General features: G+C 40.2%; 23 protein-coding genes. 11 read left to right on the top strand and 12 right to left on the bottom strand.

Annotated elements, in window-relative coordinates:
- Window positions 1-16: 16 nt before the first annotated feature.
- The 5 genes from M2470_RS13060 (at window position 17) to pnp (ending at window position 5,847) form a co-directional block, all read left to right on the top strand.
- Window positions 17-199, top strand: a complete 183-nt coding sequence (locus M2470_RS13060; protein ID WP_280745441.1) for a hypothetical protein — start codon at window positions 17-19, stop codon at window positions 197-199.
- A gap of 404 nt (window positions 200-603) precedes the next feature.
- Complete coding sequence (locus tag M2470_RS13055; RefSeq protein WP_280745440.1) at window positions 604-1,245, top strand: MarR family transcriptional regulator; 642 nt, start codon at window positions 604-606, stop codon at window positions 1,243-1,245.
- A complete protein-coding gene (locus M2470_RS13050; RefSeq protein ID WP_280745439.1) occupies window positions 1,211-2,185 on the top strand; it encodes a hypothetical protein in 975 nt (324 codons plus the stop codon). The genes M2470_RS13055 and M2470_RS13050 overlap by 35 nt, the downstream gene beginning before the upstream one ends.
- A gap of 130 nt (window positions 2,186-2,315) precedes the next feature.
- On the top strand, window positions 2,316-3,170 hold the full coding sequence (locus M2470_RS13045) for a hypothetical protein (RefSeq protein WP_280745438.1): 855 nt from the start codon (window positions 2,316-2,318) through the stop codon (window positions 3,168-3,170).
- 451 nt (window positions 3,171-3,621) lie between these two features.
- Complete coding sequence (gene pnp / locus M2470_RS13040; RefSeq protein WP_280745437.1) at window positions 3,622-5,847, top strand: polyribonucleotide nucleotidyltransferase; 2,226 nt, start codon at window positions 3,622-3,624, stop codon at window positions 5,845-5,847.
- Window positions 5,848-5,896: 49 nt separating this feature from the next.
- On the opposite strand, the gene M2470_RS13035 is transcribed toward pnp, so the two are convergent.
- Together M2470_RS13035 and M2470_RS13030 are read right to left on the bottom strand one after the other, a co-directional pair.
- Window positions 5,897-7,513, bottom strand: a complete 1,617-nt coding sequence (locus tag M2470_RS13035; protein WP_280745436.1) for a fumarate hydratase — start codon at window positions 7,511-7,513, stop codon at window positions 5,897-5,899.
- Between the two features lie 65 nt (window positions 7,514-7,578).
- Window positions 7,579-7,950: a YraN family protein gene (locus M2470_RS13030; RefSeq protein ID WP_280745435.1), complete on the bottom strand. Its 372-nt coding sequence runs from the start codon at window positions 7,948-7,950 to the stop codon at window positions 7,579-7,581.
- A gap of 70 nt (window positions 7,951-8,020) precedes the next feature.
- Between M2470_RS13030 and M2470_RS13025 the strand changes: the two genes are divergently transcribed.
- Both M2470_RS13025 and M2470_RS13020 read left to right on the top strand, forming a co-directional pair.
- Entirely contained in the window at window positions 8,021-8,251 is a 231-nt protein-coding gene (locus M2470_RS13025) for a hypothetical protein (protein WP_280745434.1), read from the top strand.
- Window positions 8,248-8,688 (top strand): nucleoside deaminase, encoded by a 441-nt coding sequence (locus M2470_RS13020; protein WP_280745433.1) that lies wholly within the window; start codon window positions 8,248-8,250, stop codon window positions 8,686-8,688. Before M2470_RS13025 ends, M2470_RS13020 begins: the two co-directional genes overlap by 4 nt.
- Window positions 8,689-8,693: 5 nt before the next feature.
- Here the strand turns inward: M2470_RS13020 and M2470_RS13015 are convergent, their stop codons facing one another.
- The 3 genes from M2470_RS13015 to M2470_RS13005 all read right to left on the bottom strand — a co-directional run bounded on the left by M2470_RS13015 (window position 8,694) and on the right by M2470_RS13005 (window position 9,994).
- Window positions 8,694-8,948, bottom strand: coding sequence for a DUF4834 family protein (locus tag M2470_RS13015; protein ID WP_280745432.1), 255 nt, complete (start codon window positions 8,946-8,948; stop codon window positions 8,694-8,696).
- Window positions 8,949-9,258: 310 nt separating this feature from the next.
- Window positions 9,259-9,564 carry an integrase core domain-containing protein gene (locus M2470_RS13010; protein WP_280745431.1) on the bottom strand — a complete coding sequence of 102 codons (306 nt, stop codon included), beginning with the start codon at window positions 9,562-9,564 and terminating at the stop codon, window positions 9,259-9,261.
- Window positions 9,565-9,664: 100 nt separating this feature from the next.
- Complete coding sequence (locus tag M2470_RS13005; RefSeq protein ID WP_280745430.1) at window positions 9,665-9,994, bottom strand: hypothetical protein; 330 nt, start codon at window positions 9,992-9,994, stop codon at window positions 9,665-9,667.
- A gap of 607 nt (window positions 9,995-10,601) precedes the next feature.
- Here M2470_RS13005 and M2470_RS13000 point away from each other — a divergent pair.
- The 3 genes from M2470_RS13000 (at window position 10,602) to M2470_RS12990 (ending at window position 13,254) form a co-directional block, all read left to right on the top strand.
- Window positions 10,602-10,799 carry a hypothetical protein gene (locus M2470_RS13000; protein ID WP_280745429.1) on the top strand — a complete coding sequence of 66 codons (198 nt, stop codon included), beginning with the start codon at window positions 10,602-10,604 and terminating at the stop codon, window positions 10,797-10,799.
- 215 nt (window positions 10,800-11,014) lie between these two features.
- On the top strand, window positions 11,015-12,277 hold the full coding sequence (locus M2470_RS12995) for a PD-(D/E)XK nuclease family protein (protein WP_280745428.1): 1,263 nt from the start codon (window positions 11,015-11,017) through the stop codon (window positions 12,275-12,277).
- 56 nt (window positions 12,278-12,333) lie between these two features.
- Window positions 12,334-13,254: a glycoside hydrolase family 16 protein gene (locus tag M2470_RS12990; protein WP_280745427.1), complete on the top strand. Its 921-nt coding sequence runs from the start codon at window positions 12,334-12,336 to the stop codon at window positions 13,252-13,254.
- Here M2470_RS12990 and pssA read toward each other — a convergent pair.
- The 6 genes from pssA to cysS all read right to left on the bottom strand — a co-directional run bounded on the left by pssA (window position 13,216) and on the right by cysS (window position 20,240).
- Complete coding sequence (pssA, locus tag M2470_RS12985) at window positions 13,216-13,929, bottom strand: CDP-diacylglycerol--serine O-phosphatidyltransferase (protein WP_280745426.1); 714 nt, start codon at window positions 13,927-13,929, stop codon at window positions 13,216-13,218. The two genes, M2470_RS12990 and pssA, sit on opposite strands and share 39 nt — an antisense overlap.
- A 20-nt stretch (window positions 13,930-13,949) precedes the next feature.
- Entirely contained in the window at window positions 13,950-14,651 is a 702-nt protein-coding gene (locus tag M2470_RS12980) for a phosphatidylserine decarboxylase family protein (protein WP_280745425.1), read from the bottom strand.
- 35 nt (window positions 14,652-14,686) lie between these two features.
- Complete coding sequence (locus M2470_RS12975) at window positions 14,687-17,881, bottom strand: UvrD-helicase domain-containing protein (RefSeq protein WP_280745424.1); 3,195 nt, start codon at window positions 17,879-17,881, stop codon at window positions 14,687-14,689.
- A 7-nt stretch (window positions 17,882-17,888) separates the two neighbouring features.
- The gene (locus M2470_RS12970; protein ID WP_280745423.1) at window positions 17,889-18,233 is read right to left on the bottom strand and encodes a translation initiation factor; all 345 of its coding nucleotides are present in this window, start codon (window positions 18,231-18,233) and stop codon (window positions 17,889-17,891) included.
- 53 nt (window positions 18,234-18,286) lie between these two features.
- Window positions 18,287-18,694, bottom strand: a complete 408-nt coding sequence (locus M2470_RS12965; RefSeq protein WP_280745422.1) for a PaaI family thioesterase — start codon at window positions 18,692-18,694, stop codon at window positions 18,287-18,289.
- Window positions 18,695-18,764: 70 nt separating this feature from the next.
- Window positions 18,765-20,240, bottom strand: coding sequence for a cysteine--tRNA ligase (gene cysS, locus M2470_RS12960; protein ID WP_280745421.1), 1,476 nt, complete (start codon window positions 20,238-20,240; stop codon window positions 18,765-18,767).
- A gap of 82 nt (window positions 20,241-20,322) precedes the next feature.
- Between cysS and M2470_RS12955 the strand changes: the two genes are divergently transcribed.
- Window positions 20,323-21,123 (top strand): phosphatase PAP2 family protein, encoded by an 801-nt coding sequence (locus M2470_RS12955; protein ID WP_280745420.1) that lies wholly within the window; start codon window positions 20,323-20,325, stop codon window positions 21,121-21,123.
- Window position 21,124: 1 nt separating this feature from the next.
- Here M2470_RS12955 and M2470_RS12950 read toward each other — a convergent pair whose 3' ends face one another.
- Entirely contained in the window at window positions 21,125-22,417 is a 1,293-nt protein-coding gene (locus tag M2470_RS12950) for a hypothetical protein (RefSeq protein WP_280745419.1), read from the bottom strand.
- Between the last annotated feature and the right edge of the window lie 78 nt (window positions 22,418-22,495).

Below are 22,495 nucleotides of genomic sequence, written 5' to 3'. Positions count from 1 at the left end.
TATTATTTTAAACCTTATGAAACTATCGAAGAAAAGTAAGAAAAAAGTATATGTAGTAGATGAAATAAGAGAAAAGACAGTAACGGAATTTGTGTATAGACCAATGGATTTATCCTTAGCTAAGCAATACTTCCCTGACCTTTTCAAAGAGTACTCAAAAGAGAACAAGAAACCACGTTTAAAGCCGAAAAAGAAATAAGCAATCAATAATGACAAACCTTGCTTCTTTTTCATAGGTATACTTGGCAGATACCTATTGTTATGGGGTGTAGATACAGATTAAGTAGTGTCCACCACTGGAATATAACTGTCCACTACAGGAATATAGGTGTCCATCAGAGGAATCTGCATACTAATACCTAATAATACTAATACCTAAAGAACTAATACGCTACTATACATTTTTCCTTTGTCAAGAAAAAATGTGATTTAGCAACTATCAGTAAAATCATACATATTTTAGAATGATTATCCATAAACCAACCTCACTGCTTTTTAATAATAGAAAAGAAGCCAAACTATATTTTGGAACAAGCGCCTATTTAAAGATGGAAAAGGAAAAAAGAGATTTGATATTTATAAACACTAATTCATCTGCGACTAATGAATTATCGAGAAATCACAGAATTAATAGCTAACCTTCTGAGTTTAACAGAAGCATATACTTTCCTCTGTTTGGCAATAAAATCAGATAGAGACACTTATGAGTCAAATATCAAGCAGGATAACTTAGCTGCATATATTAATGACAACGCATTTAGTGAAAAAGATGCAATAACACAATCAACGATTTCCAAACACATTTCTAAGTTTAAAGCTAAAGGGCTCTTGACAATAAATACCAGATTTGTGAAAGGTAAAAACGGGAAATTTGCCAGGAACAAATATTTTCTAAATACAGAACACTACGTCTTGATAGACGAAGCCTTAGTAAAAGAACCAATACCTAATGAGTTAAAAGGATTCTTAGTACTTATAAAGACCTTGTGTTTAAACAGCACCAATTTGTGTAGATATTCTATCAGGGAACTGGAAAATATTATGGTTATAAAGAAATCCACTATTGGAAAGTATTTGAAGATGGCTATTGATATGGGATACATTAAGAGAACTAGTAAAGGAATTGAACTAATTAATGATAAGATATTTTATAAAACAAGGGAGACTCCTATTGCTGAAATGAAACGCTTTTGTGAAGGAGCAATAACAGATGAAGATTATCTGGCTGGAAAGTTTTTGCAATAATTGTTTATCTTTAGCCTTAAAAACAATAAGGCTTATGTTCACACCAATTGAAACTTTTAAAGATAAAGGATATTCCTACAATAAAGAGGCAGACACTAACGTCTTAGAATATTTATACCCTGTAGCCAATCATTTTTGTCCTGATTTTAGTGGTGAGTATGATGAAGAAGGTAATCCTGTATTTTATAATTCACAGGCCGTAGAAAGATTTATAATAAGGTATAATTGGCAGTCCATGAACCCAAATAAACCAAATGACCAAACGTCATATTTGGAGAAAGCAAAGGAAAGGGCTAAAAAATATAATTTCAATGAAGAATTGAATTGGTATATCAAGAGTTTTAATTTAGACGTAGAAAAATTCTGGTATCTACTATTATTTGTTTATGATTATTGCATAGGTAAATGTATTGAAAACATTTTTGTAGAAAAAGAATCACCACTAGAGCAAGTGAAGAATTTCACAGATGCAGTCTATAGTAATTACTATAGAATAAAAACTAATGAAAATTTCTCCAAAGCTAAGCCAATCAAGCCTATGGTTTTAACTTTATCTGTTGGGGATAAAGAATATTCCATCAATTCACACAATATTATTAATGCTATCGCTATGTTCTGTTTAAAAGAAAGGTTATGTGTTGACCCTAATAGTCCTTTATATGGGAAACAAGCCAGAATGAATAAAAATAGAGATAGACAAGATACAATACTAGAATACTCATTCATATCTATGTTTGCATGGTTTTTTCAAAACAATAACTTCACTTCGTATAAAAGAAGAAAGAATGCAAAATTGGTTGATGATGAAAAATCTTTTATTGCATATTTGATTCAATTCCTAGGTATTAATAAAAAAATGACTGTTGATAGTTTAGAAAAGATAATTCAGCGGAAGAAGAGAGATATTCTTTATTCGTCTAACGGTTATTATCCAATGTAAAACAAGGACAATTTTCTCTTAGCTCTTTGTCCTTCCTTCTTATAATTATACCGAGTTCTTTTGTAGTGTTGAATGATGGTCAAATTCTTCAATAAACTAAAGACCCGGCTTAAAGGAGCTGTATCCAATTATGGATAATCAAATTTTTTCGAAAGCAACTATAGTGAATAACTTGGCTAAAATTATAACATTAGCTGAAGTTTATGACAAAGGTAAAAGAGTAGCCTTTGTAAAAGGGAATAGGGAAATTTCAAAAGAGAACGTTAATGCAAAGAAAAAATCTCTTAGAGCATTTGGCGTATTAGTCCCTATTATGTATGTAAGCGGAAGAAAAGCTATTGCAGATGGCTGTAGTATTGTTGGACTTGATGGGAAAGAGATACCTTCTGAAGAGGCAGGGGATCATATTGTCATCATAGACGGACAGCATAGATTCATGGCTGCCATAACTGACAATACTGTTAACCCTGAAGAAATTTATATGTTTGAAAGTTGGAGTAGCGAGAATACCATCGCTCTTTTATCAGAAGCCAACATTGAAATGAATAAGTGGAAAGGAAAAAACTTTGTAGATGGCGCTGTATTAATCTTGCCTGATGAAGAGTTATTATCAAGAATCAAAGAATTAACAGACAGAAAATACCCTCTAAGCACAGCAAGTAAAATATACTGTTTTAATATGGACATCACAACTGCTGTATTAGCAGCCTGTATGAAAGGAGAAGGCATAGACGCTGAATATGATTTGGTACGTGCTGAAAAATTTCTGGCAGTTGCTCGCAGTAAGTTTGAAGAAAAGTTTATCGCAAAACGTTATTTAATTGATGCTGTAATCAAACTTGTCTCTGGCGGTAGCACTCCTTATGAAAAAGTTTTTGCTGCCATAGACAAACTGTCAGTCAATGATGTAAAGAATATCATAGAAGCTAAAACAGATGTGACAAAAATAAAAGACATCATTAAAAGCCATATCGAAACTGCATAAATACTAAATGACTCATAAGAAGAACGCCTACCCCTTTATGAGGGAGTAGGCTTTTTCTTTTTATGTTCTCCCCCGTAAATTCACCAACTCAAAACTGGCAGATTAAAAGCAAAACATTATATTTGTGCTATCCTTAGAGAGGTAGAAAAGAACTAAAACAAAGAACGTTCTTCGTAAGTGACTGATAGCCAAAACGTGTTGAAATATACATTATTTAAGTTATAAGTAGATATGTTAGCGAAACAAAATAGCTTATGAGCAAAACAAAATAGTTCATGAGCAAATACGAATGGCTCGTCCGCTATTTCATAATTTCATACTATATAGTTGGTATGGGGTGGATTTTTTTCTCCACAATGAGTTATTTATTGTATTTCCATACATTTAGCAAATAAAGTTTCATTACATTTGCAACAATTTTATAGATAGATATTAAGAAGAAAGAAAAATTATGGTTAATCCAATTAACAAGACGATCGATTTAGGTGATGGAAGGTCTATCACCATCGAAACCGGAAAATTGGCTAAACAGGCAGATGGTTCAGTAACCGTCCGGATGGGTGACACAGTGTTACTCGCTACTGTTACAGCTGCTAAAGATGCAAACCCCGGTGTTGATTTTATGCCGCTTCAAGTGGAATACAAAGAAAAGTTCTCTGCAAATGGCCGCTTTCCCGGTGGTTTTACAAAAAGAGAAGGAAGAGCCTCCGACTATGAAATACTTACGTCTCGCTTAGTAGACAGAGCCCTTCGTCCGTTATTTCCGGACAACTATCATGCTGAAGTATACGTTAACATAATATTATTTTCTGCTGATGGCAATGACATGCCTGATGCATTAGCCGGCTTGGCAGCTTCGGCAGCCTTAGCCGTATCAGATATTCCGTTTAACGGCCCTATCTCTGAAGTTCGTGTAGCCCGTATCGACGGAAAGTTCGTTATCAATCCTACATTTGCTGAGCTGGAGAAAGCTGATATTGATATTATGGTAGGTGCCACAATGGATAATATCATGATGGTGGAAGGCGAAATGGATGAGGTACAGGAATCCGAAATGCTGGAAGCAATCAAGATTGCGCATGAAGCAATCAAGATTCAATGCCAGGCACAGTTAGAATTGTCAGAAGCAGTTGGTACATTGACCAAGCGCGAATACAATCATGAAGTGAACGATGAAGAGCTTCGTAAAGATGTTCGTGAGAAATGCTACGATAAAGTATATGCTGTAGCCGTTTCCGGTTCGGCCAAACATGAACGCGCCGAGGCTTTCGGAAAGATTGTAGAAGAATATAAAGCAACCTTTACGGAAGAAGAGTTAAGCGAAAAAGCTGAAATGATCGGTCGTTATTACCACGACGTAGAGAAAGAAGCTATGCGCCGTGCCATTCTGGACGAAGGTAAACGTCTGGACGGACGTAAGACAACGGAAATCCGCCCAATCTGGTGCGAGATTGATTATCTGCCAGGACCTCACGGATCGGCAGTTTTCACCCGTGGAGAAACTCAATCGCTTACTACAGTAACGTTAGGAACAAAGGCGGACGAAAAGATGGTTGACGATGTATTAAACCATGGCAAAGAACGCTTCTTGCTTCATTATAATTTCCCTCCTTTCTCAACCGGAGAAGCCAAAGCATCCCGTGGGGTAGGACGTCGTGAAGTAGGTCACGGAAACCTGGCTCACCGTGCTTTAAAGAGAATGTTCCCTGCTGATTATCCATACGTAGTACGTGTTGTTTCCGATATTCTGGAATCAAACGGATCATCTTCTATGGCTACAGTTTGTGCCGGTACATTGGCTTTGATGGATGCCGGGGTGACAATTAAAAAGCCTGTTTCCGGTATTGCGATGGGACTTATCTCTGAAAACAAAGGAACGAATTATGCCATCCTTTCAGATATTTTGGGAGATGAAGACCACTTGGGAGATATGGACTTTAAGGTAACAGGAACAAAAGACGGTATCACCGCTACACAGATGGATATCAAAGTAGATGGTTTATCGTATGAGATCCTTGAGAACGCCTTGGCACAAGCCAGAGAAGGTCGTATGCATATCTTGGGCAAGCTGACCGACACGATTGCAGAGCCTCGCGAAGATCTGAAACCACATGCTCCGCGTATTGAATCATTAACCATCGGTAAAGAATTCATTGGTGCTATCATTGGCCCGGGTGGAAAGATTATTCAAGGAATACAAGAGAAAACAGGCGCCATTATCTCCATTGAAGAAGTGGACGGCGTAGGCAAAATAGAAATAGCCGGTACAAATAAAGCTGTTATCGAAGCTGCAATGAAAGCAATCAAAGCAATCGTTGCCGTTCCGGAAGTAGGCGAAGTGTACGAAGGTAAAATAGCATCTGTGATGCCTTATGGAGCTTTCGTAGAATTCATGCCGGGCAAAGACGGTTTACTTCATATTTCCGAAATAGACTGGGTACGACTGGAAACAGTAGAGCAGTCCGGATTAAAAGAAGGCGATACGGTAGAAGTGAAGCTGGTTGACATTGATCCGAAGACCGGAAAATTCAAACTTTCACGCAAAGTATTACTACCCAAACCGGAAGGTTACGAAGAACGTCCTCCCCGCCCCGAGCGAGGTGATCGCGGAGGTGACCGTGGCGATCGCGGAAACAGAGAGTTCCGCAGTAACAGACCTCCTCGCCGTCAGGAATAATAAATAAAAAAAGCTGTCTTTTCAGACAGCTTTTTTTATTTGTGTATATTTACAATTGTTTGAAAAAGTCATTCCCTTTATTGTCCACCAGGATGAAGGCGGGGAAGTCTTCTACTTCGATCTTCCAGATAGCTTCCATTCCCAACTCGGGGTATTCCAGACATTCTACTTTCTTTATACTGTCTTGAGCCAGGATGGCTGCCGGACCACCGATACTTCCCAGATAGAAGCCACCATGCTTTTTGCAGGCATCCGTTACTTGCTGGCTACGGTTTCCTTTGGCAATCATAATCAGGCTACCACCGTTTTCCTGGAACAGGTCTACGTACGAGTCCATACGTCCGGCTGTTGTCGGGCCAAACGAACCCGAAGCCATACCTTCCGGAGTCTTGGCCGGACCGGCATAATAGATCGGATGGTCTTTGATATATTGTGGCATGCCTTGTCCGCTATCCAGACGTTCTTTCAGCTTAGCATGAGCAATATCGCGACCTACTACAATCGTTCCCGACAAGGAAAGACGGGTAGCTACCGGGTATTTATCCAGCTCTTTCAGGATATCAGCCATTGGCTGGTTGAGGTTGATCTTCACGGCTTCTCCTTCTCCTGCCTTGCGGAATTCTTCCGGGATAAAGCGTCCGGGATTGGTTTCCAGCTTTTCGATCCAGATACCGTCTTTATTAATCTTAGCTTTGATATTACGGTCGGCAGAACAAGAAACTCCCATTCCTACCGGACAAGAGGCGCCGTGACGTGGCAGACGGATGATACGAATATCATGCGCAAAGTATTTGCCGCCGAACTGAGCACCCAGCCCTATCTTGTATGACTCTTCCAACACTTTCTTTTCCAACTCAACATCACGGAAAGCCTGTCCGCCTTCATTGCCGCTGGTAGGCAGGTTGTCATAGTAATGGGCAGAAGCTAGTTTGACTGTCTTCAGGTTGCTTTCGGCAGACGTTCCACCGATTGCAAAAGCAATATGATAAGGAGGGCAGGCAGCCGTACCTAATGTCTTCATTTTTTCGATCAGGAAGGAAACCAGTTTTTCTGGTGTCAGCAACGCTTTTGTTTCCTGATACAGATATGTTTTATTGGCGGATCCACCTCCTTTGGCGATGCAAAGGAATTTGTATTCGTTTCCTTCAGTGGCGTATAAGTCTATCTGAGCCGGTAAATTACAGCCGGTATTGATCTCTTTGTACATATCCAGCGGAGCATTCTGTGAGTAGCGCAGATTCTCTTCCGTGTAGGTTTTGTAAACCCCTTTGGATAGCGCTTCTTCATCATTCCCGTCTGTCCATACCTGCTGCCCTTTCTTACCGGTTATAATGGCCGTACCTGTGTCCTGGCAGAAAGGAAGTTTGCCTTTTGCCGATACTTCGGCATTGCGCAGGAAGGTAAGCGCTACGAATTTGTCGTTGTCGCTGGCCTCGGGATCAGATAAAATCTTGGCTACTTGTGCTTGATGGTCAGGGCGTAAATAGAAGGCTACATCACGGAAAGCGGCGTTTGCAAGTTTCGTTAATCCTTCTTCTTCTACTTTCAGTATCTCTTTCCCTTCAAACTCGGAAACCGATACGTGTTCTTTTGTCAGCAAATAGTATTCAGTAGTGTCCTTTCCCATTGGAAACGGTTCCTGATACTTAAACGGAGGTGTTGCCATATCGCTATAATTTAAGAATGATTATTGAGTTGTTATCAAATAGCGCAAATGTACTGATTATTTTCCTATCTTCTCCTTAGCGGAGCATAAAAGGCATCTTCTATATGCTCTATCTCGTAACCATCATCATTCTTTATAAGTGTGATAATATCAAAGCGAACCGGCATGTTTATTCTGAAGTAACGGGCATACACATCGGCGGCAGCTACGATCCGTTTTATTTTCCCACGATCTACTGCGTCCTCCGGAGCTATCAGATAGCCATCAGATCGAGTTTTTACTTCCACAATTACCAGCTCGTCGTCTTTCGTAGCAACGATATCCAGCTCATAATGACGGAAATGCCAGTTGGTATGGTATATAATATACTCTTGTTTTACAAGATAGTTGCGGGCTTCTTCTTCGCCCTCTTTTCCGATAAGGTTTTGATCTGTCATATAAATCGTTAATTTGCACAAATGTACGGTTTTTCTTTTTTATTTAAGCTTTCACCCATATATTTGCAGCATGAAAAAGAAAGGACATAAGAGAGCAAACGCACTTCCGAAGGCACCTCGCGTGCACAGGGTATCCTTTCTGCTGAATGATGATGAGTTTAATGCCGTATGTAACCACTTCTCTAAATATAAGATAAGCAATAAATCCCGTTGGTATCGGGAAACTATCTTCTCTCAGGTACTGAAGACATTAGAGGAAGACTACCCTACTCTTTTCAACGAAAGCGAAATGCGCGGATGAATCCTTTTGACGACGAATATTTCATGAAGCAGGCATTGGCCGAAGCACGTGCTGCAGCCGAAGAAGGCGAAGTGCCGGTAGGTGCCGTGGTGGTATGTAATAACCGGATCATTGCCCGGGCACATAATCAGACAGAGCGTCTGAACGACCCAACGGCTCATGCCGAAATGCTGGCTATCACATCTGCTACCAGCGCCTTGGGAGCAAAATACCTGACAGACTGTAGCCTGTACGTAACGGTAGAACCTTGTGTAATGTGTGCCGGAGCCATCGGTTGGTCTCAGATAAGCACAATTGTTTACGGCGCTTCAGACGAAAAGAAAGGCTTCCAACGCTTTGCACCCCACGCCTTGCATCCCAAAGCCATCATTAAAAAAGGAATACTGGAAGATGAATGTTCATCTGAAATGACCGACTTCTTCCGCAAACGAAGATAAAATTTCTATTCTTTAATCTCCTCATAATCCACATATTCCCCCTCATCTTTAGGGAATATCTTCTTTTTAGGGGGAGACGTTTCCTGTCGGCCGGTACTTTTCTGCCGGCCATTAGCCTGAGCCTGGCGTTGCTGTCTGGCCCTTTTCTCACTCTCACTTTCGCCAAACAAAACCCGTTTGAGCGTACGCAAGAAAGAGAGACCCAGCATCAACGTCATCAATATAATAAAAAAGAATATGACGAATAAAAATTTAAACATGATCAGCTGTATATAATTTTAATAAGTAAACCACAAAGTTAGCATTTTCCCCGTAAAAAGAAATAGTCTCAATAAATCGAATATTCTTCCCAATGAAAGCCCTTTTTGAGCTGCCCTGTCCTAAAATTGGTTGTCAGGTTTGATTGTTTCAGAGTTTCAAAAAAGATTAACCGGTGTACTTTTTGTATTCAGTTTGCTTGGCAACATGAGGTGTTATCTTATTCTTCACCTCCCCAATTATTTTTTCTTTTCGAATGCCCTTCACAAAAGCCCCAGGGCGTTTGAAAAGAAAAAATAATTGTCAGACAGGCTATCCTGTAGTGTGCGAAGCTTGTTTCCTTGTGGCTCTTTTAACTTTGTAAGAGCGACGGTGTACTTCCTCCGGGGTTCGGTATCCGATTGCACTATGTAGCCTTTTACAGTTGTATATACGGATAATTTCATGGATGCGTTTTTGAGCGATCTGAAAATTATCATAAGACTCCTGATTAATCCATTCTCCCTTAAGGATACCATTAACCCTATCGGCCAGAGCGTTTTCATAAGGATCGCCGTTTTGGGTTACACTTACCAGCATTCCGGCTGTCTTTAACAGTTTTACATAGGCTTTGCTCATATACTGGCAACCCCGGTCGGAAGATGGATAATCCCTTCCTGTCGATGTTTATAATAAGCTTGGCGGGTATAGCCAAACAGACCGCAAAGGATCGCCAAGGTCACTCCGCAGTATCTCCCTTTGAGATATCCAACTGTTTGGCTACGGCTTTTTTTAACAGGTCTTCCCCATATTCTTCGCCACAAATGCGAAGCATATATTCACAACCTTCAGCCTTGATGTTGGCCAATTTTAACTCCTGCTGCAAGCGCAAGATCTCTTTCTCCAACGATTTTATGTCTTTTCCCTTTTTCATACGGATCAAAGATAAATCATTTGAGAAAAACAAACGCAAAGCTTCAGCCTTATACTGAGTTACATAGCGCCGAATCGCATCAAAACTAATACCGTATTCCAACGATAATTTGCGGATACTGGTCGATTCAGACAAATATCAATGCGTAATCTCTAACTTTAATTCATGGCTGTAACGAATACCGCCTCCATGTTTCGTTTCTGACATAAGTATACTTCAGTTCAATGACAACCTATTTCAGAACAAGACAAGCCAATGTTTCTATTAACCGATAGCCGTCGGTTAACTGGCGGACAATTGTCAGTTATTTGGCCGACGGCCGTCAGCCAACTGACCGATAGCTATCGATCAATTATTTTGATGGCAGATAATGCACCAAAGAACCAGTATGCATCCGATATTCATGCGGTAATTCGTTGCGAAGAGGCTTATACATGGTTTCATTAGTTTGTTTCAAGAAATAAGTATTATATATACTTATGCTTCGTTTTGGCAAAAAGGTATTCTATCTTTGTATTCAAAAACAGTTTGTGTATTTACAAGATAATATTCTTTGCTTCCTGATTTTTTAATTAGATTTATGGAATAATAGAATGTTAGAAAAATACTAACATCAGGTTAACCAAGGCCTATCGGTTGAATCATGGAACTGGAACTGCGTCCTTTCCATATATAAAAACAAATGCAGTCGGAGATGCCGAAAACCGTTATAGAGTAGGTGTAAAAAATTATCTACTATATTATGTCATATGCATTTAGAGTTACAGCCAAACAGAATATTGGTAGTAAAATTGCAAAAGGAATGAGTGTACAAGTCGTGGAGAAATCAACAAACTCTCCTCAAGTTAAAACAATTTTAGAAGCTTTCAAAAATCAGTTGGGAATTGATGTTAAGGGGATTTCTATTTCTACAAGTTATTTTATAGTTGAAAAATTATAAAGGATAACAGGGTGTATTTTTTCAGTTTAAGTAAAGGAGGATATTTTAATCAGTTGGGAAAAGAAATTATTCCATGTATATGTGATGAGATAGATATCATATATGCAGAAGGAGTTTCTATTACCAAAAAAGACTATATATCGGGTTTTGAAATCAAACAACAGTGTAATAATGAGTTACCATTTTAAATATTAGTTATCAACAAAACAACAACCATGAATGGAGTGAAGAAAAATACTGATCGAGAGCAATCTTTTCTATCTAGGATGGCTGTAATAGAGTATAAATATAGAATGCTGGATGAAAATAAAGAGCAATTCAATATTTTTTCAGCATTACATAAAGAAAATGATGAGGTTCGGTTATACTCACGTTTTATATCTGTATTATTATCACCTGAGAGTAGGCATAAAAAAAACGATGTATTTTTAAAATTATTTTTGCATACTTTATCTATAGATAATTTTATGGTCGATAAATGCAAGGTTTATCCATCTGAATATAATAAATCCGAATATAGCGAAATAGATATTCTTATAATAAACAGAATTAGCAAACAAGCAATAATTATAGAAAATAAAATTGGAGCTGGTGATTCAAATCACGAAGATGAAGGTCAATTGGAGCGATATTTTAATCTTATTCATCAAAAAGATGGTATTCCTAAAGAAAACATCAAAGTATTTTACCTTACACCAGATAGACGAGACCCATCAGATAAAAGTCTTGGAAAATATGAAACATTAGAAAATATAAATGGGGCAACAATTGATTATGAGCATGAAATACTGAATTGGTTAGATTTATGTTTAAAAGAATGTATCAATAATCCATATTTAAGAGAAAGTGTTTTACAGTTCATAGATTTAATTAAATATATGACAAATTCAGACAACAATATTCAAGAAAGATTGGAAATAATTGATTTGATAGCTAGTTCTTTAGATAATATGAGAGCGACAAAGTTACTTGTTGAAAATTTCAAGTATGTAAAATGGCATACTGCATGGAATTTTTGGAAAGAACTGGCTGATGCTTTTAATAAGGAAGGATTTAAAATTGACATCAGACCAACAGAATCAAACATAACCAATACAACTCATTACGAAGTATATAAAAAATCATATTCTTCTTTAAATGATTATGGATTATATCTTATCACTTCAGCGGGTTTTAAAATATACATTTGGAACGGAACTGATGATGATTGGATTTACTGGGGTATAATTAAGTCGGATATAACGAGCAATCAATTAGATTTAATTAATGAATTTATGAAGACACACCCTGGCTATCTGAAAATATCAGAATTGTCATATTGGAAATATTTTGATTTAAAAGATGATGAAAATATATTTTTCCCAGATTTTTTACATGAAGGAACCTTTAACCTAATTAATAAACAATATAGAGAAATTATGATAAAAGAGAAATTAGTTCCTGAAATTAAAAATTTCTTTAAAGATTTATATGTTTAGATGATATATTATCTGATAGTCATATTAAAGTAACTAACATTATACACAATTCTATTATGACAAAGCTTTTTTCTGTTTTATTGGTGGCCTTTTTGGCTGCTGGTTATGCGCAAGGGCAATCCGAATCGACAAAGAAAGAAAAGTATCATGGACGGTTTAGGGAGGATTTTGATAAGCCGACATCGAAATTTTTCAATTTTAATGTGAGAGAATCTGGCGAAGATTATCGTTATTTCTCTGGTATTAGTTCGCTGTCGGAGAAAGGGACTAAAGTTATGCTGTACAGGATTGATCCTGAAGATCCTGCAGGTGCCGGACGTGGTCCTGAAATCGTATCTAAAGATTTTACTCATTTTGGTAGTTATTCGGCACGGATTAGAATTCCCGATATTACAAAAGTTCAACCTGATGCCGGTGTGGTAGTTGGGTATTTTACATACCATATGGATAAGGTGGCCGGTTTAAGTGAAATTGATATTGAATGGTTGATTGCCGACCCTGAAATAATATATATTGGTACGTGGACAGGTGAAAGTGGTAACTTACAAAGAGTTGGCAGAATAATAAACCTGGCTAAAGGCATCATTTACGACACTTCTTACAGGAAGGGAAACGAAGCAAGTAAACCTCTTTCCGGAATTCAAAATATGCCTGAATCAATTCAACCCATTGAAAATTATAATGCTGCTTCACAGTTTTATACGTATGGCTTTGACTGGTATCCCGATCGTCTCGAATGGTGGATGCTTCATCCAACTACAGGTAATAAAATAGTATTATGGAATTATTCAGGTTCAACTCCTGAATTTACAGGTATTCCTCAAAACCCATCCCATTACAGATTAAATTTCTGGCACACAAACAACTGGCCCGTCGAAACAAGACCAAACTCAATAGAGAAGCCACTTTACCCTTATGAACTGGAGGTAGATTGGATGTTATATACTCCATTTAAAGGAATAACCAAAAACAGATAAGAGGACGTATAGGAATATAGTGCCGGCGATTCCTAAAAAGCCGAATAGGGAGACGAATAGTATGGCGCAGACTACCAGTATGTAGCGTAGTTCGTTTCCTTTCCAGTGGAGGGATTTTATTTTCAGGGAAAACATGGGTATTTCTGATACCAGCAGTAAAGAAGTGGCAATGGAGAGCAGTATGATGGCCGGAACAAAAATAAGATCGTTTAAGTGGATTATCGGTAAAAGAGAATAGCCCAACGACGACCAAAACAGGGCGTGTGCCGGGACGGGCATTCCAATAAAGGAAGTGGTCTGCCTGTCGTCTATGTTGAATTTAGCCAGACGCAATCCGGAAAAAGCCGGGATAACAAATGCCAGATAAGGAATATATGTGTTTATGACTCCGAAGGGGAGCTGTGGACAGGCCTCGCTCAACAGGTAAAAAACAACCATCCCAGGAGCTACGCCAAAGCTAACCATGTCTGACAAGGAGTCAAGCTCCTTCCCCATAGGAGAATAGGCCTTCAACAAGCGGGCGGCAAAGCCATCGAGGAAGTCGAAAACAGCCGCGATAATAATCCACACGGCAGCCAACAATAAGTTGCCTTGCAAGGCCATCACAGTGGCAATACAACCAGACACCAGGCTTAGACAGGTGATCGAATTAGGAATATGTTTTCGGATATTCATAGATAGAGTAAGAGGGAGATTTAACTGCGTTTCTCCAAACGGGCAATCGGCGTTTGGTTGCCGGTTACTTTCTGGTCCATTTCCACCAGTACTTCACTATCCAGCGGTAAGTATACATCTACCCGTGAGCCGAATTTAATAAAACCCATCTGGTCGTCTACATGGCAGGATTCGCCTACTTTGGCGTAGGTTACGATACGGCGGGCAACCGCTCCGGCTATTTGTCTCGCCAGAATATCATGTCCGTCTTTTGTGGTGACAACGACAGCAGAGCGTTCATTTTCCGTACTGCTCTTAGGCAGATAGGCAGCCATGAAGCGTCCGTTGTTATGAGAAACATGTTTGACAACACCATTTACCGGAAACCAGTTGGCATGTACGTTAAATACACTCATGAAAACGGATATCTGCAAGCATTTACAATGAAGTATTTCATTTTCCATTACCTCTTCAATAGCCACAATAGTGCCATCAGCAGGTGCTATGACCAATCCTTCAGAATCATAAGGGAATCTTCGGAACGGACTACGGAAGAAATTAAGGACAAGGAAGAACAAAATAGCAGAAGGAAACAATACGGAATAGAATAGCGTACCTTTACCGGCCGTGTGGTAAAGGCTCAGATTGATAAAGAATAAAACAGTAAAAAGAGCTAGTAGCAGACCTGTTCCTTCTTTATGAACTTTGTGAACTTTAATTCGTCTTAGTTTCCTCTTAGCCATATTATTTGTACAAAAGTATTCATTTTTGACGAATATCAGCTATACACGACTTCTATTTTCTCTAATTCCACATACCAGAGGCAACCCTCTACGTGTGTATAGCCCATTTCGCGAATTAGTTTCATGTAGTTTTTCACCTGATAATGATGACGTTTATCTTGTTGCTCGCCAAACTTATAGTCTACCACCGTTACCTTTTCAGGAGTTATCATTACCCGGTCGGGGCGTCGGGTTATATTCTTTCCGGAGAGGATATCTACTTCGTTCAGAACATGAGCCGAACCATTATACCAGGATTCAACTTCAGGATTTGACAATAATTTTTCAAGCCGCAAGAGAAGTTCGTTGCTTTCTTCACGGTTGATAACTCCCGCCTGACGATAGCTTTCTACTGCCGGTGAAATATCTTTGGAAGTGCGGATTGCACTTAAAATATCATGCATCAATGCTCCATGTTTCCGTTGGCTATTATCGAAGAAGAAGCCTTTACCATGCAGCCGTAATTGCAAACGCTCGTCGGGTGATACGGAGTAAAGCTTTCCCAGAGACAGTTCTTCCGGTAGCAATTCTGCTTTCTTTTCGGTAGCAGACTTGCAGGGGGAGCCGGACTCAAAGCAGCCGTTTGTCGTATCAAAAGAAAAGCTTTCGTGTAAGCTCGCCCATAACAGATCAGTGATAGATGAAATTTTCTCTACAGCTCCGCTTTTTTCACTGATTTTCTTCGGACGTGGTGCAAAAACAATCAGTTCTTCCTTCGCACGGGTAAAGGCTACATAAAGAGTATTCAGATTGTCGATACAGGCATGGAGGCGTTCCTGAAAATAGTCTTTAGCAAAGATCGTTTTAGACAATGCCTGCCCGTAGCGTACCGGTAACAGATGGAGTTTGTTAAAGGGAGCTTCCTGAGGCTGGCACCAGATAATCACCTGTTTGGTAGGCTTATGGTCTATTTCCCAATCTCCGAAAGGCATAATCACAACCGGAAAACCTAAGCCTTTTGATTTATGGATGGTCAGGATGCGAATGGCATTTTGCCCATCCGGGGTAGCGATTGACTTTTTATATCCGGCATCATCCCACCAGGAGAGGAAGCGACTCAGGTCTGCACTCTCTTTTTGGGCATATTCCGACACCATATCAAAGAATGCTTGCACATAGGCTTGTTCGTCTGCTGCAAAATAGTTGGAAAAAAGCCGGAACAAACCTTCAGTCAATTCATACAATGACAGCCGGGATAGAATATCCAGTTCCTTTTGAATGTCAGAGGGAAATTCGTTTTGTGAACCTATATTCAGCGATTTTCCGCTTAATATTGCATAATTGAAAAGTGCCATCTGTTTATTCGTCAGGTTATCCGGACTCTTCAGGTGACGTAATAAAGCAATCATAAAACGTACCGCCGGAGAACTGCTTACGAATAAAGCCTCATCGGAGATAATATCATAATGGTAGTGCTCCGACGGATGCTCCTCCTTGTACGTCAACAGGAAATCGGCAACCGAAGCACCTTCCAAGTTTGTACGGGTCAGGATTGCTATGTCCTTCAAGGAATAGTCATTATCCTGTAATTGCTCCAAAACGGCAGGAAGACGTTGCAAGGCTTCTTCTTTCCAGTCTGTCTCTTCGTCACCGGAAAGGAAGTCGATCTTTACATGCCCGTCTTTCTTTTGAAACTTAGGTGGAATCAATTGTGCACTGTCCGCATAAACAGTTGCTATTTTGGTGCTAAACAATCCTTTGTCTTCTTCATTTAGAGATGAAGTATCCAGCGCCTCATTATAAATAAGCTGCAAAAGTGAAGGAGCCGTTTGGAAAAATGTATTATTAAATTCTACGATATGACGGAAACTGCGCCAATTATCCTTTAATGTTTGCTCATTTACTTGTGCCGGAGAGAAATCTTTCTGTACCTGTTCGTCCAGCAATTTCCAGTCGGAATTACGGAAACGGTAGATACTTTGTTTCACGTCTCCTACAATCAGGTTGTTATAATTATGAGCCAAACTTTCTTCTATCAGCGGGCGAAAGTTATTCCACTGCATATTGCTGGTATCCTGAAACTCATCAATCATATAGTGATCTACATGCGTTCCGGTCCTTTCGTATATAAAAGGCGTATGGCTGCCATCGATTACCTTGTTCAGCAACTCAGTCGTATCAGCAATCAGCATGATATTCTTTTCTTCGCGATAAGCTGCTATCTGCCGGGAGATATCATTCAAGATACCCAATGTATAATAAAAACGAACAATCTCTTTGGCTGTGTAATAGGTTTTCAGATTAGCGAATAATGCCACAACTCCTTTGACACAATCATTCAACCCATCCTCAAAGGCACACTGTATGATCTGCACTAATCCGGGGGGAGTTGTTTTAGCATACCAGACGTCTACATTATCAGCCAGGTTCATGAATGTAGCCGTAGGTTCTTTTGTCTCGCCTCGTGCGTATCGTTCAAAGTGCTTCAGGGGAGAATTACTTCCTCCCTTAAAGTCTGTAGGCTGCAAGGCATATTGTTGTAAAATGGAAACACCTTTCTCGCCCAGCTTCTTTAGCTCATTTTCAACAGAACGGATGATGTTGTAAAGCTCATTCTTAAAACTTTCCAACTCTTGCTTGTCTTCAATATCTTTGCTTACCTGCTCACTGGAGGCTTTATAGCTTTCCTTAAACACCTCCCGGCTAAGCGACATGATATCTCTCCGCAGGTTCCACTCTCCACCGTTCTCTATTTTATCTTCGGCAAAGCGGAGCAGCCATCCCAGCAGTTCTTTATTTTCAGGTTTATCCAGGTCGGCTAATAAATTGTCTACTGCTTCCGTTAGTACCAACTCCTGGTCCATCTCGATATTGTAACCACCCTGCAAGCCTATCTCGCGGGTAAAGGCACGCATTGTCTGCTGGAAGAAACGGTCTATTGTGCTGATATTAAAAGCGGCATAATCGTGTAGGATGGTAATCAGTATTGTTCGGGCTTTCTTTCGGATCTGTTGTTCATTCAGGGTATATTTCTCCATCAGCATGTCAATATATCCTGACTGCTTTTCGGATGCTAAATGATAAAGTTCATGGATGATCCGACTTTTCATTTCGTCGGTAGCTTTATTGGTGAAAGTAACAGCCAATATTCGCCGATAGGCAGCATCTCTGTTGAACAGCAATTTCAGGTATTCACCGGTTAGTTTATGGGTTTTTCCTGCTCCAGCCGAAGCTCTGTAAACGGTTAGCATAACTGTTTCAGATGGTCCGGCTTTTGGTATAGCCTTCTTTTTGCAATATTTCGAGTACTTTGGTTCGTAAATCCCCTTGTACGATAATTTCGCCGTCTTTAGCTGATCCGCCTACACCGCATTTTACTTTCAGAAACTTACCTAAAGCTGTCAGATCGTCTGAAGTTCCGCGAAATCCGGTAATCAGAGTAACCGCTTTCCCTCCTCGGTTCCGTTTGTCTAATGAAATACGAAGCAGCTGTTTCTCTTTTGGTAGCGTATCTTCTTCTGCCTCATCACCTGTATTATATTGAAAGTCCGGATTGGTAGAATACATCACTCCGAGTCTGTCTTTCCAGTCATTTTTCTTCATAAGCAAGTCTTCTTTACTTCTCAAAAATACGTATTAATCACCGGATATGCAAGTCAGGGAACGGGAGGAAAGGGGAGTTCAATATCTTTCCGGTATCCGGTTCCGACAAAGGTGGCGATTAGTTCGCCCGTATCATTTGTAACACTTACCTCACAATTAGTTAAGCGGTTACGGGAGAAAACCTCGTTCGCTTCAGCATACAAAAAGCCTTCGCTTTCCGATTTGAAAAAATTAATTGTAGAATTAATCGAAAAAGTAAGCTGAGCATGACTGTTCGTTGCTGCAGCAAAAGCAAGATCGGCCAGTGTAAATATCGCACCTCCCTGACACACCCCACCGGCATTCAGATGCATCGGTCCTATCTTCATACGAGCCCTCGCATATCCAGACTCCACTTCTAATAATTCCACCCCCGCATGCAACGCGAAAGCATCCCCTTCTAGAAACTCATATATTGTCATAATCTATCGGTTGGCAGAACGGAACACCGAAGACCTCTCCCTTTCTGCGTTCTGCGTGTTCCATTCAGCGTTAGTTTAGTTTCCATTCGGCCCCATCCTTCGTATCTTTTATTTCGAAGCCAATGGCCATTAGTTCATTCCGTATTTTGTCTGAAGTAGCCCAATCCTTATTGGCTTTGGCTTCCTGACGGATATTGAGCAACAAATCTACGGCTTTACCAAAGGCTTCATAGCTACCGCCATCTGCCGAAGAAGCATCGTCGCACATACCCAGTATATCGAACAAGAAAAGTTGAAATACCTCTTTCAGTTCCAGGATATCTTCGGCTGTCATAGTACCTTTGCCATCTTTCACAGTATTGATAGCCCGGGCTGCATCAAACAAGTGTGATATAGCGATGGGCGAATTCAAATCATCGTTCATAGCCTCATAACACTTGGCACGCAAGCCTTTTGTGTCTACTGAAGATATAGCTGAAGGTTGGAGTTTTTCCAGATGGTGATAGGCATCCATCAGGCGCGACAAGCCTTTCTCTGAAGCCTGTAAGGCCTCGTTGCTGAAGTCTACCGTACTCCGGTAATGCGCTTGCAGGATAAAGAAACGGATTGTCATCGGCGAATAGGCCTGGGCAAGCATGGAGTGGCTTCCGGTGAAGAATTCATCCAGTGTAATGAAGTTACCTAACGACTTACCCATCTTCTGTCCGTTAACGGTAATCATATTGTTATGCATCCAGTAATGAACCATATCATCCCCTTGCGACGCTACGGCTTGTGCAATCTCGCATTCATGGTGCGGGAAAATAAGATCCATTCCTCCGCCATGAATATCGAAGTGTTTACCCAAATACTTCTTTCCCATTGCCGTACATTCGCAATGCCAGCCGGGAAAACCATTACTCCAGGGAGAAGGCCAACGCATGATGTGTTCCGGCTGAGCATTCTTCCAAAGGGCAAAATCTACCGGATTACGTTTCTCGTCCTGCCCGTCCAGTTCACGGGTGGTATTCATCATATCTTCTACGTTCCGTCCGGACAAGATTCCGTATTTATGTTTTTTATTATATTTTTCTACATCGAAGTAAACCGACCCTTTGCTTTCGTATGCATAGCCATTATTCAGTATCTCTTTTACCAATTCAATCTGTTCGATGATATGGCCGGAAGCGTGCGGCTCGATACTGGGAGGTAATACATTCAGAGCATCCATCGATTTACGGTAACGGTTCAGGTAATACTGAACAACTTCCATCGGTTCCAGTTGCTCCAAACGCGCTTTTTTGGCGATTTTATCTTCACCCTCATCCGCATCATGTTCCAGATGTCCTACATCCGTAATGTTACGCACGTATCGTACCTTATACCCTAAATGAGTCAGATAACGAAACAGCAGGTCGAACGTGATAGCCGGACGGGCATGTCCCAGGTGCGCATCACCATAAACGGTTGGTCCACACACATACATCCCAACATGGGGTTCATGTAAAGGAATGAACTGTTCTTTCTTGCGCGTCAGAGTATTATGGATGATTAATGGATGTTGCATATTCTTTTTACATTAGTAAGACTGACAAAGATAGGAATTTATTTATAATTTTGCCGGTCTATATCCTATCAGGAATAAGAAGATGAAGAACAACATACTACCAATTTCCATAGTTTTATTTGCTTGGTTGATCAATATGCCGCTTGCTCATGCGGAAACCGTTGAATTACCGCTCTCCTCTGCTACAGACTCAGTTTCTTTATATACTCCTACAGAAAAGATGCCGGTAGTAGACTATCGCTTTAAGCCTACCCGATTCATATTGCCTGCTGCTCTGATTACCGCCGGTGCTATTGGTACCGCTGTAGACGGCTGGAACGATTTCCATCTGTTCACCCGCAAAGATTCGATCCATTATAATATTAAGGTGGATGACTATCTGGAATGGGGAATGCTGGGCTGGGTATTTGTTTGCGACCTGATGGGAAAAGAGAAGCATAACTTCGTAGATCAACTCTTTATCGTTGCTTTGGCTGAAGGCCTCAACGCAGGATTCGTACAAGGACTAAAGAGAGTAGTAGACACTACCCGCCCCGATGGCGCACGTTATTCATTTCCTTCGGGACACACCGCAAATGCCTTTTTGGGAGCACATGTAGCTTTCAAGGAGTTTAAGGATAGCAGTCCCGTATTAGCCTATTCCGGCTATGCCATTGCCGCCTTTGTAGCCGGCACCCGCGTGTATAAAAACCGCCACTGGATAGCCGATGTAGTAGCCGGAGCCGGTTTCGGCATCCTGTCCGTCGAACTATCCTACCTGATCTATTTCCCCATCCGCAATGCCATCGCCCGCAGCGTCAACGCCAAAGCCTCCGACCGCCTGGTAGTAGCCCCTATGCTCAATCAACAAGGCGGCGGTTTATACTTTTCTTTTCGCTTTTGATTTATCTATCAGATATGGCTATTTTCCAATGCTTATCCCTAATTGATACTATATAGATACCTTTTGGCAAAGGGATCCGAACTGTTCCATTCCCTATATTAACAGTTTTTAGTAGCTGTCCGGTTGCCGTATACACAAAAGCGTTCTGCGTGTTCCGTTCTGCGTGTTCCTGTGTAATGATAAGGTGTCCAGGAATAGCATATACCTTAGTTCCTTCTTCAGTAGATGGTGTAGAAACCCCCGTTAGCTTATCTACTGTAAACTTATAAACCATAGCAGGAACATCAAATGCTGATAGCTGCTCACTCTGGGCTGGGAATTCATCATTACAAATATGCACTTCCACATCCCCCTGGAGGTCATCGGGTAAGGTAAGGATACCGTCTTTAACCATAGCCCCTTTGATTAACAGTCCGTCTACATCGTAACATTCATATGTTGTACCACTTCCTATATCAAAGGAAGAGAGATTTACCGGTTGTGCCAATGGCAACGTTTCTGTAACAGTTTGTCGAGCATAAAAATAATAGCCTCCCATATTGTTGCTATACGGCTCCGTACCCTTATTAGAAGGTAAACTGTGTATAGGGATTAGATTATTTTCACAATTCAGAGTATGTAAAGTTTTACATTCTGATACATCTAATGATGACAATGAAGCATTACTACAAAGTAACATTTTTAATTTTGTACAACCCGATATATTTAGTATAGATAAGGGAGTGTCATAGCAAAATAAATCGTATAGATTTGTACAAGTTGTTAGATCTAATATGGATAATAATGTAGAATAACATGCCAATGTTCTCAGATTACTACAACCTGATACATCTAACGTTATCAAAGGTGTAAAACAACAGTTTATCACATACAAATTACTGCACCCACTTACATCTAAAGACGTAATAGAAGTATTTATAAAATCCAAATCATGTAAAAGAAAACATTCCGTTAGATCTAATAAACCAGATAAGAATTCATATCGATCATAATCATATCCAGGGTGAGCAATCCAATTAATCCCCCCGATTCTTTGTTCATTAGAAACCTCTACCCAAGTAGTCCCGGGTATTCTTCCCCAGGCAGCGCTATCGGCTTTCCAGGTCGTTGGGTCGCCATCGGCAGGAGTGATACCGAGTTGCTGCCAGTTCTTCTCTCCTTCAATGGCAGATTCCTGCCCAAAGAAGGCTTTTAACTGGTCGATATCGTGACTGTTGTACGTTGTCTGGCTAAATGTTGTGATAGCTCCGGCAAACAAAGTAATGAAGAGTAAAGCTGTTTTTTTAACGAACATAATATAGAAATTTTATACGAAAAAGAGTTAATAGCTATTATAGGTTTAACAAATATAATAACATTAACCAATAACGCC

The sequence above is a fragment of the Parabacteroides sp. PH5-46 genome (genome assembly GCF_029892785.1).
Lineage (GTDB): Bacteria > Bacteroidota > Bacteroidia > Bacteroidales > Tannerellaceae > DFXE01.
The sequence above is the reverse complement of the archived record's forward strand: the minus strand, read 5'-3'. Positions and strand labels throughout refer to the sequence as shown.

Excerpts from the sequence above, each read along its gene's own strand:
- M2470_RS13060 (WP_280745441.1), top strand. The coding sequence starts at position 17 with ATGAAACTATCGAAGAAAAGTAAGAAAAAAGTATATGTAGTAGATGAA.
- M2470_RS13055 (WP_280745440.1), top strand. The coding sequence starts at position 604 with ATGAATTATCGAGAAATCACAGAATTAATAGCTAACCTTCTGAGTTTA.
- M2470_RS13050 (WP_280745439.1), top strand. The coding sequence starts at position 1,211 with ATGAAGATTATCTGGCTGGAAAGTTTTTGCAATAATTGTTTATCTTTA.
- M2470_RS13045 (WP_280745438.1), top strand. The coding sequence starts at position 2,316 with ATGGATAATCAAATTTTTTCGAAAGCAACTATAGTGAATAACTTGGCT.
- pnp (WP_280745437.1), top strand. The coding sequence starts at position 3,622 with ATGGTTAATCCAATTAACAAGACGATCGATTTAGGTGATGGAAGGTCT.
- M2470_RS13035 (WP_280745436.1), bottom strand. The coding sequence starts at position 7,513 with ATGGCAACACCTCCGTTTAAGTATCAGGAACCGTTTCCAATGGGAAAG.
- M2470_RS13030 (WP_280745435.1), bottom strand. The coding sequence starts at position 7,950 with ATGACAGATCAAAACCTTATCGGAAAAGAGGGCGAAGAAGAAGCCCGC.
- M2470_RS13025 (WP_280745434.1), top strand. The coding sequence starts at position 8,021 with ATGAAAAAGAAAGGACATAAGAGAGCAAACGCACTTCCGAAGGCACCT.
- M2470_RS13020 (WP_280745433.1), top strand. The coding sequence starts at position 8,248 with ATGAATCCTTTTGACGACGAATATTTCATGAAGCAGGCATTGGCCGAA.
- M2470_RS13015 (WP_280745432.1), bottom strand. The coding sequence starts at position 8,948 with ATGTTTAAATTTTTATTCGTCATATTCTTTTTTATTATATTGATGACG.
- M2470_RS13010 (WP_280745431.1), bottom strand. The coding sequence starts at position 9,564 with ATGAGCAAAGCCTATGTAAAACTGTTAAAGACAGCCGGAATGCTGGTA.
- M2470_RS13000 (WP_280745429.1), top strand. The coding sequence starts at position 10,602 with ATGTCATATGCATTTAGAGTTACAGCCAAACAGAATATTGGTAGTAAA.
- M2470_RS12995 (WP_280745428.1), top strand. The coding sequence starts at position 11,015 with ATGAATGGAGTGAAGAAAAATACTGATCGAGAGCAATCTTTTCTATCT.
- M2470_RS12990 (WP_280745427.1), top strand. The coding sequence starts at position 12,334 with ATGACAAAGCTTTTTTCTGTTTTATTGGTGGCCTTTTTGGCTGCTGGT.
- pssA (WP_280745426.1), bottom strand. The coding sequence starts at position 13,929 with ATGAATATCCGAAAACATATTCCTAATTCGATCACCTGTCTAAGCCTG.
- M2470_RS12980 (WP_280745425.1), bottom strand. The coding sequence starts at position 14,651 with ATGGCTAAGAGGAAACTAAGACGAATTAAAGTTCACAAAGTTCATAAA.
- M2470_RS12975 (WP_280745424.1), bottom strand. The coding sequence starts at position 17,881 with ATGCTAACCGTTTACAGAGCTTCGGCTGGAGCAGGAAAAACCCATAAA.
- M2470_RS12970 (WP_280745423.1), bottom strand. The coding sequence starts at position 18,233 with ATGAAGAAAAATGACTGGAAAGACAGACTCGGAGTGATGTATTCTACC.
- M2470_RS12965 (WP_280745422.1), bottom strand. The coding sequence starts at position 18,694 with ATGACAATATATGAGTTTCTAGAAGGGGATGCTTTCGCGTTGCATGCG.
- cysS (WP_280745421.1), bottom strand. The coding sequence starts at position 20,240 with ATGCAACATCCATTAATCATCCATAATACTCTGACGCGCAAGAAAGAA.
- M2470_RS12955 (WP_280745420.1), top strand. The coding sequence starts at position 20,323 with ATGAAGAACAACATACTACCAATTTCCATAGTTTTATTTGCTTGGTTG.
- M2470_RS12950 (WP_280745419.1), bottom strand. The coding sequence starts at position 22,417 with ATGTTCGTTAAAAAAACAGCTTTACTCTTCATTACTTTGTTTGCCGGA.